This window comes from Actimicrobium sp. CCC2.4 (assembly GCF_034347385.1).
GTDB lineage: Bacteria > Pseudomonadota > Gammaproteobacteria > Burkholderiales > Burkholderiaceae_D > Actimicrobium.
Genome location: NZ_CP133777.1, coordinates 134,634 through 148,251, shown reverse-complemented (window position 1 = coordinate 148,251; position 13,618 = coordinate 134,634). Strand labels below are relative to the sequence as shown.

The window sequence follows — 13,618 nt, the reverse complement described above, 5'->3', positions numbered from 1 at the left end:
TATTTTTGCAGCATAAATAGACCCGGTAGGGTTGTCACTTGAGGTTTCGTTGCTGTTGGTGCGTACAGTTATTGCACGTCACTATCGAATTCTGAACTGTCCATCCTTCCTGTCACTCACGGAGTGTTCATGCACTACTCATTTACTGAGAAGAAGCGCATTCGTAAATCTTTTGCGAAGCGCGCTAACGTTCACAACGTTCCGTTCCTGCTGGCGACGCAGCTCGAGTCCTATCTTAGCTTTCTTCAAGAGGACAAAGTTCCATCGCAACGCAAGAACGAAGGGCTGCAATCTGCCTTTACGTCGATATTCCCTATCGTTTCACACAACGGATTTGCTCGCCTGGAATTCTTGTCTTATATTCTTGGCGATCCTCCATTTGACGTCAAGGAGTGCCAGCAACGCGGCTTGACATTCGCTTCTCCGCTGCGGGCGAAGGTCCGTCTTGTAATTCTTGACAAAGAATCGCCTACCAAGCCGGTTGTCAAGGAGATGAAGGAGCAAGAAGTGTACATGGGTGAATTACCGCTCATGACGACAACAGGCTCGTTCGTGATTAATGGAACGGAGCGAGTGATCGTTTCTCAGTTGCATCGTTCCCCAGGTGTCTTTTTCGAACACGATCGGGGTAAAACCCACTCGTCAGGGAAACTCCTGTTTTCTGCTCGAATTATTCCGTACCGTGGTTCGTGGCTTGATTTTGAGTTCGATCCAAAGGATATATTGTTCTTCCGTGTAGATCGTCGCCGCAAGATGCCTGTAACGATCTTGTTGAAAGCTATCGGCATGACGCCGGAGCAAATTCTTGCAAACTTCTTCGTATTCGATAATTTTTCTCTTCGCACCGAAGGCGGGGAAATGGAATTCGTTGGAGAGCGTTTGAGGGGTGAAGTTGCTCGTTTTGATATTAATGACAAAGCAGGTAAATCATTAGTCGCAAAAGATAAGCGTATCAACGCCAAGCACGTGCGTGAAATCGAAGCGGCTGGAATTAAACAGGTGACAGTGCCTGAGGACTACTTGCTGGGTCGTGTTCTTGCGAAAAATATCGTCGATGCAGATACTGGTGAGATTGTTGCCAGTGCCAATGATGAATTGACTGAAGAGTTAATGGGTAAGTTGCGTGAGGCAAACATCACGACAATCCAAACGCTCTACACCAACGATCTTGATCAAGGTAGTTACATCTCGCAGACGCTGCGAATGGACGACACCTCAGATCAGATGGCGGCAAAGGTTGCAATATATCGGATGATGCGCCCTGGCGAGCCGCCGACTGAAGACTCGGTTGAAGCGCTATTTAACGGGTTGTTCTACAACGAGGATCGCTACGATTTATCAGCAGTCGGTCGGATGAAGTTCAATCGTCGGATTGGTCGGGATGAACTGACCGGAATGATGACACTCTCAAATGATGATGTCCTCGCAGTAATCAAAATATTGGTTGAACTGCGTAACGGTCGTGGCGAAGTCGACGATATTGATCACCTTGGAAATCGTCGGGTCCGGTGCGTTGGTGAGCTGGCTGAAAATCAATTCCGCGCTGGTTTGGTGCGTGTCGAACGGGCTGTTAAGGAACGCCTCGGCCAAGCCGAAGCGGATAATTTGATGCCTCACGATCTGATTAATTCAAAGCCGATTTCTGCCGCTATTCGTGAGTTCTTTGGTTCGTCGCAGTTGTCTCAATTTATGGATCAAACTAATCCTTTGTCCGAGATCACTCACAAGCGTCGCGTATCAGCGCTTGGGCCTGGTGGATTGACCCGTGAACGTGCCGGTTTTGAGGTGCGAGACGTGCATCCGACCCACTACGGTCGAGTTTGTCCGATTGAGACGCCTGAAGGTCCGAACATTGGATTGATTAACTCGCTAGCTTTGTATGCGCGGCTGAACGAGTATGGGTTTCTTGAAACGCCGTATCGAAAAGTCAACGACAGCAAAATCACTTCACAAATCGACTATTTGTCGGCGATCGAAGAAGGCCGTTACATTATTGCTCAGGCAAACGCGACAATTGACACCGACGGCCGGTTGTCCGATGAGTTGGTTTCAGCTCGTGAAGCCGGGGAAACAATTCTCGTGTCGCCAGAGCGGGTCCAGTATATGGATGTTGCACCTGGTCAAGTGGTTTCCGTTGCTGCATCGCTGATTCCGTTTCTCGAACACGATGATGCAAACCGTGCGTTGATGGGTGCGAACATGCAGCGTCAAGCAGTTCCGTGCTTGCGTCCGGAAAAGGCGCTGGTAGGTACAGGTATTGAGCGTACTGTGGCAGTGGACTCGGGTACTACGGTGCAGGCTTTGCGTGGTGGGCTGGTCGATTACATTGATGCTGGTCGTGTTGTAATTCGGGTAAATGATGAAGAGGCTACGGCCGGCGAAGTCGGGGTTGATATTTATAACCTGATCAAGTACACGCGCTCTAACCAGAATACCAACATCAATCAGCGTCCAATCGTGAAAGTCGGTGACCGTGTTGCAAAACATGACGTAATCGCCGACGGTGCTTCGACTGACCTTGGTGAACTAGCGCTCGGTCAAAACATGTTGGTCGCATTTATGCCGTGGAATGGCTATAACTTTGAAGATTCGATTTTGATTTCTGAAAAAGTCGTGGCTGATGATCGCTACACATCTATTCATATTGAAGAGTTGTCTGTTGTCGCACGTGACACTAAGCTCGGCGCCGAAGAGATCACTCGCGATATCTCTAATCTGGCTGAAAATCAGTTAGCCCGGCTTGATGAATCCGGAATTGTCTATATCGGCGCTGAAGTAGAAGCCGGGGATACTTTGGTCGGTAAAGTCACGCCAAAAGGGGAAACACAACTGACGCCGGAAGAGAAGCTGCTGCGTGCTATCTTCGGTGAGAAAGCATCTGACGTCAAAGATACCTCGCTGCGCGTGCCATCAGGCATGATCGGCACCGTGATCGATGTGCAGGTCTTCACACGCGAAGGCATTCCTCGCGATAAGCGGGCACAGCAGATTATCGATGATGAGTTGAAGCGCTACCGTCTCGATCTTAACGATCAGTTGCGTATCGTGGAAGGTGATGGCTTCCAGCGCCTTGAGAGAATGCTGGTTGGTAAGGTCGTAAATGGTGGTCCGAAGAAGATTGCCAAGGGCGCAAAGATTACCAGTGAGTACCTGCTGGATTTGGATAAATATCATTGGTTCGATATCCGACCTGCCGACGACGATGCTGCGACTGCACTCGAAGCAATCAAGGAATCGATAGCGGAAAAACGGCATCAGTTCGATTTGGCTTTTGAAGAAAAGCGTAAGAAGCTGACTCAAGGCGATGAGTTGCCGCCAGGCGTGCAAAAGATGGTGAAAGTGTATCTGGCGGTCAAGCGTCGCTTGCAGCCAGGCGACAAGATGGCCGGTCGTCACGGTAACAAGGGTGTGGTATCTCGCATCGTTCCTATTGAAGACATGCCCTACATGGCAGACGGTACGCCAGCAGACATCGTACTGAACCCGCTGGGCGTGCCATCCCGGATGAACGTGGGTCAGGTTCTCGAAGTCCATTTAGGCTGGGCTGCTAAGGGCCTAGGGCTGCGAATTGGTGAAATGTTGAAGGTACAAGCCAAAGCTGCCGAGCTTCGTAAATTCCTGACCGTGATTTATAACGAGTCTGGTAAGAGCGAAGATCTTGACAGTTTCTCGGACGATGAGATCCTCGAGTTGTCGTCGAATCTGAAGCATGGCGTACCATTTGCAACCCCAGTGTTTGACGGTGCTAACGAGGAAGAGATTCGTCGGATGTTAGATTTGGCTTACCCTGATCACATAGCCAAGTTGCTGGGAATGACGCCATCCAAAAACCAGGTAACTATGTACGATGGTCGTACCGGCGAAGCCTTTGAGCGGTCAGTCACAGTCGGCTACATGCACATGCTGAAGTTGCATCACCTGGTTGATGACAAGATGCATGCCCGTTCGACTGGTCCATACTCGTTGGTGACGCAACAGCCTCTGGGTGGTAAAGCTCAGTTTGGTGGACAGCGTTTTGGTGAGATGGAAGTGTGGGCGCTGGAAGCATATGGTGCGTCATATGTTTTGCAGGAAATGTTAACTGTGAAGTCCGATGACGTGAATGGCCGTACCAAAGTGTATGAAAATCTGGTCAAAGGCGACCATGTGATCGATGCCGGCATGCCTGAATCGTTTAACGTTCTGGTCAAGGAAATCCGTTCGCTTGGTATCGATATCGATCTCGAACGCGATTAATTGTTTCAGACAAAGAAGCCGCGATACGCGTAAAATGCGGGTCGCGGCTTTTTTCGCCAGGCCAACAGGTCTGTAGTTACTGGTGCAACAAGGTTTCTTTTTGATAAGCAATTAATATTAGTTAGCAGCACGTTTTTGTTAGCAGCACGTCAGTTACAAGGAAGTGTCCTTCCGTACCCGGTATTAGCGGAACTCTGTGTCATAACAGGGCTCTCCCGCTGATGCGAGCAGGGTCGTCAAGCGGAGTCGGCTCATCCTCCTCGTCAGTCATCTAGCGTTTTCACGCAACCTGGAGTGAACCATGAAAGCACTGCTCGATTTATTCAAGCAAGTTCAGCAAAACGAACAGTTCGACGCCATCAAGATTGGTCTTGCGTCACCTGAAAAGATCCGTTCGTGGTCCTACGGCGAAGTCAAGAAGCCGGAAACCATTAACTATCGTACTTTCAAGCCAGAGCGCGACGGTCTGTTTTGTGCCAAGATTTTTGGCCCGATCAAAGATTACGAATGCCTCTGCGGAAAATATAAGCGCCTCAAACATCGTGGTGTTATCTGCGAAAAATGCGGTGTCGAAGTAACGTTGGCAAAAGTGCGCCGCGAGCGTATGGGTCACATTGAGTTGGCCTCGCCAACCGCGCATATCTGGTTTCTCAAATCATTGCCGTCTCGTTTGGGAATGGTCCTCGACATGACGTTGCGGGATATCGAGCGCGTTTTGTACTTTGAAGCCTATGTTGTCACAGATCCGGGCATGACTCCGCTGAAGAAGTGCCAGATCATGTCGGAAGATGATTACGCGGCCAAGTACGAAGAATTCGGTGATGACTTCACTGCATTCATGGGTGCAGAAGGCATTCGTGAATTGCTCCGTTCGATTGACATCGATCGCGACGCAGAGATGCTGCGCCAGGAACTCAAAGAGTCGAAGTCCGAAGCCAAAATCAAGAAATACGCTAAGCGCCTGAAAGTCCTTGAGGCCTTCCAACGTTCGGGTATCAAGCCTGACTGGATGATCATGGAAGTGTTGCCGGTGCTGCCGCCAGAGTTGCGTCCCCTTGTGCCGCTTGATGGTGGTCGTTTCGCTACTTCTGATTTGAACGACCTGTATCGTCGTGTCATTAACCGTAATAACCGCTTGAAGCGCCTGATGGAATTGCGCGCTCCGGAAATCATTACGCGTAACGAGAAACGGATGTTGCAGGAAGCCGTCGATTCGTTGCTTGACAATGGTCGTCGCGGTAAGGCAATGACAGGTGCCAACAAGCGTCCGCTGAAGTCACTGGCGGAGATGATTAAGGGAAAGGGCGGTCGTTTCCGTCAGAACTTGTTGGGAAAACGTGTCGATTATTCCGGTCGCTCGGTCATCGTCGTGGGCCCCCAACTGAAATTGCATCAGTGCGGTTTGCCGAAGTTGATGGCGCTGGAACTGTTCAAGCCTTTCATTTTTAACAAGCTTGAATTGATGGGTCTGGCGACCACGATCAAGGCTGCGAAGAAACTCGTTGAAATTCAGGAGCCTGTCGTTTGGGACATCCTCGAAGACGTGATCCGCGAACATCCGGTCATGCTCAATCGTGCCCCAACCTTGCATCGTCTTGGCATTCAGGCATTCGAGCCCGTGTTGATCGAAGGTAAGGCGATTCAACTGCATCCATTGGTTTGCGCCGCATTCAACGCAGACTTTGACGGCGACCAAATGGCGGTCCACGTTCCACTGTCGATCGAAGCCCAGATGGAAGCTCGCACATTGATGCTGGCCTCTAACAACATCCTGTTCCCATCGAACGGAGAACCGTCGATCGTTCCTTCGCAGGATATCGTGCTGGGCCTGTACTACGCTACTCGCGAAAAAATCAATGGCAAGAACGAAGGGATGATGTTCCCGGATGTGTCCGAAGTTATTCGCGCCTACGATAACAAGGAAGTCGAACTGACGACCCGCGTGACAGTGCGCATCACCGAGTTTCCCAAAAATCTGGAAACCGGTGAATTCGAGAAGACCATTACCCGTTACGAAACAACGATTGGCCGCGCAATCCTGTCGGAAATCCTGCCGAAGGGATTGCCATTCAGCGTGCTGAACCGTGCATTGAAAAAGAAAGAAATCTCGAAGCTGATCAACACGTCATTCCGCAAGTGCGGCCTGCGTGCGACGGTGGTGTTCGCCGATCAGTTAATGCAGTCGGGCTTCCGCTTGGCGACGCGCGCCGGTATCTCGATTTGTGTCGATGACATGCTGGTACCGCCGCAGAAAGTCACGCTGATCGCCACAGCCGAGCAAGAAGTCAAACAGATCGAACAGCAGTATTCGTCCGGTCTCGTGACCGCTGGCGAGCGCTACAACAAAGTGGTCGATATCTGGGGCAAAGCTGGTGACGACGTCGGTAAGGCCATGATGGACCAGCTCAAAGTTGAGGATGTGGTTCGTCGTGACGGGTCCAGGTCGACTCAGGAATCGTTCAATGCGATTTACATGATGGCGGACTCCGGTGCGCGTGGATCAGCAGCGCAGATTCGCCAGTTGGCAGGGATGCGCGGCTTGATGGCCAAACCGGATGGCTCGATTATCGAGACGCCAATTACCGCGAATTTCCGCGAAGGCCTAAACGTACTCCAGTACTTCATTTCGACCCACGGTGCGCGTAAAGGTCTGGCAGATACCGCATTGAAAACGGCTAATTCCGGCTACCTGACGCGTCGTTTGGTCGACGTAACGCAGGATCTGGTTGTAATTGAAGATGACTGCGGTACGTCCAACGGTGCGTCCATGAAGGCAATGGTCGAAGGCGGTGAAGTGATTGAGGCACTGCGTGACCGTATTCTTGGTCGGGTTGCAGCCAACGACATCGTCAATCCTGAAACCCAGGCGACACTGTTCCCGGCGGGTACGTTGCTCGATGAGGATGGTGTCGAAGAGATCGAACGTCTTGGCATTGATGAAGTTAAGGTGCGTACCCCGCTGACCTGCGACACGCGTTATGGCCTTTGCGGTATGTGTTACGGTCGGGATCTCGGTCGTGGCGTGCTGGTCAATGCGGGTGAGGCTGTCGGCGTTATTGCCGCCCAGTCGATCGGTGAACCAGGTACCCAGTTGACTATGCGTACCTTCCATATCGGTGGAGCGGCGTCTCGCGCTGCGGTGGCATCGTCGGTGGAAGCGAAGTCGAACGGTATTGTTCGCTTTACAGCAACCATGCGTTACGTCACGAACGGTAAGGGTGGCCAGATTGTCATTTCCCGGTCCGGCGAGGTATTGATTACCGATGACCATGGCCGTGAACGTGAGCGTCACAAGGTGCCTTATGGCGCGACATTGAGCGTACATGACGGCCTGGTGATCAAAGCAGGTATTCCGTTGGCAACATGGGATCCTTTGACGCGTCCGATCATCACCGAGTACGCCGGTACCGTCCGCTTCGAGAACGTCGAAGAAGGTTCGACGGTTGCTCGTCAAGTGGATGAAGTAACGGGTCTGTCGACCATGGTAGTCATCGATGCGAAGCGTCGCGGTTCGGTCAGTAAGACAGTTCGTCCGCAAGTGAAACTGCTTAACGAACAAGGCGAAGAAGTCAAGATCGCCGGTACCGAGCATGCGGTAACGATCGGCTTCCAGGTCGGCGCACTGATTACGGTCAAGGACGGTCAGCACGTCACAGTCGGTGAAGTGCTGGCGCGTATTCCTACTGAATCGCAAAAAACGCGCGACATCACCGGTGGTCTGCCGCGTGTGGCCGAGTTGTTTGAAGCGCGGTCGCCAAAAGACGCCGGCATGCTCGCAGAGGTAACGGGTACCGTTGCCTTCGGCAAGGAAACCAAAGGAAAGCAGCGCCTCGAGATCACTGACATGGATGGCAACAAGCATGAGTTCCTGATCACCAAAGACAAGCAAGTGCTGGTGCATGACGGTCAGGTCGTCAACAAAGGAGAAATGATTGTTGATGGCCCAGCTGATCCGCAAGACATCCTGCGCTTGCTGGGTATCGAAGCGCTCGCGCGTTACATCGTCGATGAAGTACAGGATGTGTATCGCTTGCAAGGTGTGAAGATCAATGACAAGCACATTGAAGTGATCGTGCGCCAGATGTTGCGTCGGGTGCAGATCGTTGATGCTGGCGATGCGAATTACATCACTGGTGAGCAAGTCGAGCGTTCAGAATTGCTGGATGAAAACGATCGCGTCAATGCTGCTGGCAAGATTCCTGCAACGTACGAAAACGTGTTGTTGGGTATTACCAAAGCGTCGTTGTCGACAGATTCGTTCATCTCGGCAGCATCGTTCCAAGAAACCACCCGTGTTCTGACTGAGGCCGCAATTATGGGTAAACGCGATGGATTGCGTGGCCTTAAAGAAAACGTGATTGTCGGTCGATTGATTCCTGCAGGTACAGGACTTGCGTTCCATCGTGCACGCAAGGAAAAGGAAACATGGGAGGCCGAAGAGCGTACCGCCTTGCTGCAAGCCGAGAAAGTGGCGCGTAACGCCGAGTTCGAAGCCCAGATGGCAGACATTAGCGGTCCTGCCGACACCGAGGCGTAAAAAGTCTCAGCTTTATCCAGAACGACGCCAGGGTTGTCAGCCTGGCGTCGTTTTTATTTCGTGATCCGTTTCGTATTCAAAGAGTAAGTGGAGCAAGAATTATCGGTGCGGATTGATTGACGCTCTCGCGTGTCGCGTCTATACTCGCGAGTTCTCGATTTTATCCTTAAGTCAGATCTGACTTTTCAGACAGGCTCAGCCTGGTATCGCAGAGATCGCGCAGAGCAAGCAACTCACGCCGCATTTTTTTAGTCCCCGGACAACCGTTTTCGGGATCTGTTAACAGAAGTAATTTTAGTTGGGTTTAGAGCGATGCCAACCATCAATCAATTGATTCGCCAGCCGCGTGTTTCAGCACGTGTCAAGAGCAAATCGCCGGCGCTGGAAAACAGCCCGCAAAAACGTGGCGTATGTACGCGCGTTTACACAACGACTCCAAAAAAGCCAAACTCGGCTTTGCGTAAAGTCGCGAAAGTTCGCCTGACCAATGGATTCGAAGTAATTTCGTACATTGGTGGTGAAGGTCACAATTTGCAGGAACATAGCGTGGTTTTGCTGCGCGGTGGTCGTGTGAAAGATTTGCCGGGTGTGCGTTATCACATGGTTCGCGGGGCATTGGATACTCAAGGCGTCAAGGATCGCAAGCAATCGCGTTCGAAGTACGGTACTAAGCGCGCTAAAGCTGGCAAGAAGTAATACTAGATAGTTTCGCTCAAAGTGAGCGGAGCAGGTGTCGGTCCCAAATGGGCCGAGTAAGTGAATGGCTATGATGGCTGTTCTGGAGTGAGTAATCCAATGGGATGCGCGCTCAACTGAAGATTGAAGGGAATCGAAATGCCACGTCGTCGTGAAGTCCCCAAGCGGGATATTTTGCCGGATCCAAAGTTCGGTAATGTTGATGTTGCCAAGTTCGTCAATGTGCTGATGTTGTCGGGTAAGAAGTCAGTCGCTGAAAATATCATTTATGGTGCTTTCGAGCACATTAATGCAAAATCAGGTAAAGATCCGTTGGAAGTGTTCGCTGCTGCTATCGGCAACTGCAAACCTCTGGTTGAAGTAAAATCGCGCCGAGTTGGTGGTGCAAACTACCAGGTGCCGGTCGAAGTTCGTCCAGTTCGCCGTATGGCGCTGTCGATGCGTTGGTTGCGTGAAGCCGCCAACAAGCGTAGCGAAAAATCGATGCCACAGCGTCTGGGTGGTGAACTGCTCGAAGCCGCTGAAGGCCGTGGCGGTGCAATGAAAAAACGCGATGAAGTGCATCGCATGGCAGAAGCGAACAAGGCGTTCTCGCACTTCCGCTTCTAATATATCGATTGGTGGAGCTGCCTTGTGCATGCCTCGCTGGTCGCAAAAGTAACTTGTTCGAGGCCGGGCACATTGAATAGATGGCGCTCGGTTTTGTTCATTAAAAAGATTTAGGATCAACTATGGCCCGCAAGACCCCCATTGAGCGCTATCGGAACATTGGTATCTCCGCTCACATTGACGCCGGCAAGACCACCACGACCGAGCGCGTACTGTTCTACACAGGTGTAAATCACAAAATCGGTGAAGTGCATGATGGCGCGGCCACCATGGACTGGATGGAGCAAGAGCAAGAGCGCGGCATCACGATTACGTCCGCTGCGACGACTTGTTTCTGGAAGGGCATGGCTAACAACTTCCCTGAACACCACATCAACATCATTGATACGCCAGGTCACGTCGACTTTACGATTGAAGTAGAGCGGTCGATGCGTGTGCTTGATGGCGCATGTATGGTCTACTGTGCTGTTGGTGGCGTTCAGCCGCAATCGGAAACCGTATGGCGTCAGGCCAACAAATATGGCGTGCCACGCCTCGCGTTCGTGAACAAGATGGATCGCACAGGCGCGAACTTCTTCAAGGTCTACGATCAAATGCGTGCGCGTTTGAAGGCGAACCCGATTCCTCTACAGATTCCTATTGGTGCCGAAGAAAACTTCCTTGGTGTAGTCGATCTGGTCAAGATGAAAGCAATTTATTGGGATGATGCGTCGCAAGGTATGAAATTTGATTACCGCGAAATCCCGGAAGAGCTCCTCGAGCAGGCTAAGGAATGGCGGGAAAAGATGGTGGAAGCAGCCGCTGAAGCCACTGAAGAGCTGATGAATAAGTACCTCGACGAGGGAGATTTGTCGGAAGCCGAAATTAAGGCTGCTCTGCGCCAACGTACCATTGCTGCAGAAATTGTTCCAATGATGTGCGGTACTGCTTTCAAGAACAAGGGCGTCCAGGCAATGCTTGACGGCGTTATTGAATACCTGCCATCGCCAGCGGACATTCCGCCGGTTAAGGGTCTGGATGAAGATGACCAGCCTACCGAGCGCAAGGCAGAAGACTCCGAGAAATTCTCAGCACTCGCATTCAAGATCATGACTGATCCGTTTGTTGGCCAACTGATTTTCTTCCGCGTATATTCCGGTTCCGTCAAGTCTGGTGATACCGTGTTCAATCCGGTGAAAAACAAAAAAGAGCGCCTCGGCCGGATTTTGCAAATGCATGCGAACCAGCGCGAAGAAATCAAGGAAGTACATGCTGGCGATATCGCTGCGGCGGTTGGTCTCAAAGACGCCACTACCGGTGAGACGTTGTGCGATCCATCGGCAATCATTACCCTGGAGCGCATGGTATTTCCTGAGCCAGTGATTTCTCAGGCCGTCGAGCCTAAAACGAAGGTTGATCAAGAGAAGATGGGGCTCGCGCTAAACCGTCTTGCCCAAGAAGATCCTTCTTTCCGCGTAAAGACAGATGAAGAGTCGGGTCAGACCATCATCGGCGGTATGGGTGAGTTGCACCTGGAGATCATCGTCGACCGTATGCGTCGCGAGTTTGGTGTCGAGGCAACGGTTGGTAAGCCACAAGTTGCCTATCGGGAAACAATTCGTAAGGTTTGCGAAGAGATTGAAGGCAAGTTTGTCAAGCAATCAGGTGGCCGTGGGCAATACGGACACGTGGTCTTGAAAATCGAACCGCAGCCGCCAGGTGTTGGTTTTGAATTCGTTGATGCTATTAAAGGCGGTACCGTTCCTCGCGAATATATCCCTGCAGTCGAAAAAGGCGTCCGTGAAACATTGACCGCTGGCGTAATGGCTGGCTATCCGGTGGTTGACGTCAAAGTGACGCTGTTCTTCGGTTCGTACCATGACGTTGATTCGAATGAAAATGCATTCCGTATGGCTGCATCGATGGCTTTCAAAGACGGCTGTCGCAAAGCTAGTCCGGTAATTCTCGAGCCGATGATGTCGGTTGAAGTGGAAACGCCTGAAGATTACGCCGGGTCGGTAATGGGTGACCTCTCATCACGTCGCGGTATGGTTCAGGGTATGGACGAGATTGCCGGCGGCGGTGGCAAGATCATCAAAGCCGAAGTGCCACTTTCGGAAATGTTCGGTTACTCGACATCGCTGCGTTCCGCAACGCAAGGTCGGGCAACTTACACGATGGAATTCAAGCATTATGCAGAGGCGCCAAAGAACGTGACAGAAGCAATTGTCAGTTCCAAGGGCAAATAATTAAGTTAGTGTGGTCCCCACTTTGGTGCCGGACCACTACACCGATAGATAAATCGTTCTTTTTGAAGGAAGAATAAAATGGCAAAGAGTAAATTTGAGCGGACCAAGCCGCACGTGAATGTGGGCACGATTGGCCACGTCGACCACGGCAAGACCACGTTGACAGCAGCGATAGCTACCGTACTGTCCAAGAAGTTTGGCGGTGAGGCGAAGGCCTATGACCAGATCGATGCAGCGCCAGAAGAAAAGGCACGCGGCATCACGATCAATACGGCACACGTTGAGTACGAAACAGCGGCGCGCCACTACGCGCACGTTGACTGCCCAGGTCACGCGGACTATGTGAAAAACATGATTACAGGTGCCGCGCAGATGGATGGCGCGATCCTGGTGTGTTCGGCAGCGGACGGCCCGATGCCACAAACGCGCGAGCACATCCTGCTGGCGCGTCAGGTCGGCGTTCCGTACATCATTGTTTTCCTGAACAAGTGCGATATGGTGGATGACGCCGAACTGCTTGAGCTGGTCGAAATGGAAGTGCGGGAACTGCTGGTCAAGTATGAATTCCCAGGCGACGATTTGCCAATCATTCAAGGTTCTGCAAAATTGGCCCTGGAAGGCGATACGGGCCCGTTGGGTGAGCAAGCAATCATGAAGTTGGCTGATGCGCTGGATACGTACATTCCTACACCAGAGCGGGCGATTGATGGCGCGTTCCTGCTGCCAGTCGAAGATGTGTTCTCGATCTCAGGCCGCGGTACAGTGGTAACCGGCCGTATTGAGCGCGGTATCGTCAAAGTAGGCGAAGAACTGGAAATTATCGGGATCCGTGACACACAAAAGACAACATGTACTGGTGTTGAAATGTTCCGCAAGCTGTTGGACCAAGGTCAAGCAGGCGACAACGTTGGCGTGCTGCTGCGCGGCACAAAACGTGAAGACGTGGAGCGGGGTCAAGTTTTGGCGAAGCCAAACACGATCAAGCCACATAAGCATTTCACGGGTGAAATTTATGTATTATCGAAAGACGAAGGCGGTCGTCACACACCGTTTTTCAATAATTACCGCCCACAGTTCTACTTCCGCACGACAGACGTGACCGGATCGATTGAATTGCCAGCAGACAAAGAAATGGTAATGCCTGGCGATAACGTATCGATAACCGTCATGCTGATCAACCCGATCGCGATGGAAGAAGGTTTGCGTTTTGCTATACGCGAAGGTGGTCGTACGGTTGGTGCCGGTGTTGTTGCCAAAATCATCGAGTAATTTACTAGTTGTCAAACAAGATGTTTGGCTAATATTGCCACGG

Annotated in this window: 6 protein-coding genes; all 6 read left to right on the top strand. The window is 51.5% G+C overall.

All coding sequences use genetic code 11. From position 1 onward, the window contains the following. Positions 1-129 precede the first annotated feature (129 nt). The 6 genes from rpoB to tuf all read left to right on the top strand — a co-directional run bounded on the left by rpoB (position 130) and on the right by tuf (position 13,575). Positions 130-4,236, top strand: a complete 4,107-nt coding sequence (rpoB, locus tag RHM62_RS00755) for a DNA-directed RNA polymerase subunit beta (protein WP_322123694.1) — start codon at positions 130-132, stop codon at positions 4,234-4,236. Positions 4,237-4,537: 301 nt separating this feature from the next. Beyond that, a complete protein-coding gene (rpoC, locus tag RHM62_RS00750; RefSeq protein WP_322123693.1) occupies positions 4,538-8,773 on the top strand; it encodes a DNA-directed RNA polymerase subunit beta' in 4,236 nt (1,411 codons plus the stop codon). Between the two features lie 312 nt (positions 8,774-9,085). Next, positions 9,086-9,469 carry a 30S ribosomal protein S12 gene (rpsL, locus tag RHM62_RS00745; protein ID WP_009664973.1) on the top strand — a complete coding sequence of 128 codons (384 nt, stop codon included), beginning with the start codon at positions 9,086-9,088 and terminating at the stop codon, positions 9,467-9,469. A gap of 138 nt (positions 9,470-9,607) precedes the next feature. Beyond that, a complete protein-coding gene (gene rpsG, locus RHM62_RS00740) occupies positions 9,608-10,078 on the top strand; it encodes a 30S ribosomal protein S7 (protein ID WP_040722478.1) in 471 nt (156 codons plus the stop codon). Between the two features lie 122 nt (positions 10,079-10,200). Continuing rightward, the gene (gene fusA / locus RHM62_RS00735; protein WP_322123692.1) at positions 10,201-12,306 is read left to right on the top strand and encodes an elongation factor G; all 2,106 of its coding nucleotides are present in this window, start codon (positions 10,201-10,203) and stop codon (positions 12,304-12,306) included. 78 nt (positions 12,307-12,384) lie between these two features. After that, positions 12,385-13,575 (top strand): elongation factor Tu, encoded by a 1,191-nt coding sequence (gene tuf, locus RHM62_RS00730; protein ID WP_322123691.1) that lies wholly within the window; start codon positions 12,385-12,387, stop codon positions 13,573-13,575. Positions 13,576-13,618 lie beyond the last annotated feature (43 nt).

Excerpts from the sequence above, each read along its gene's own strand:
- rpoC (WP_322123693.1), top strand. The coding sequence starts at position 4,538 with ATGAAAGCACTGCTCGATTTATTCAAGCAAGTTCAGCAAAACGAACAG.
- fusA (WP_322123692.1), top strand. The coding sequence starts at position 10,201 with ATGGCCCGCAAGACCCCCATTGAGCGCTATCGGAACATTGGTATCTCC.
- rpsG (WP_040722478.1), top strand. The coding sequence starts at position 9,608 with ATGCCACGTCGTCGTGAAGTCCCCAAGCGGGATATTTTGCCGGATCCA.
- rpsL (WP_009664973.1), top strand. The coding sequence starts at position 9,086 with ATGCCAACCATCAATCAATTGATTCGCCAGCCGCGTGTTTCAGCACGT.
- tuf (WP_322123691.1), top strand. The coding sequence starts at position 12,385 with ATGGCAAAGAGTAAATTTGAGCGGACCAAGCCGCACGTGAATGTGGGC.
- rpoB (WP_322123694.1), top strand. The coding sequence starts at position 130 with ATGCACTACTCATTTACTGAGAAGAAGCGCATTCGTAAATCTTTTGCG.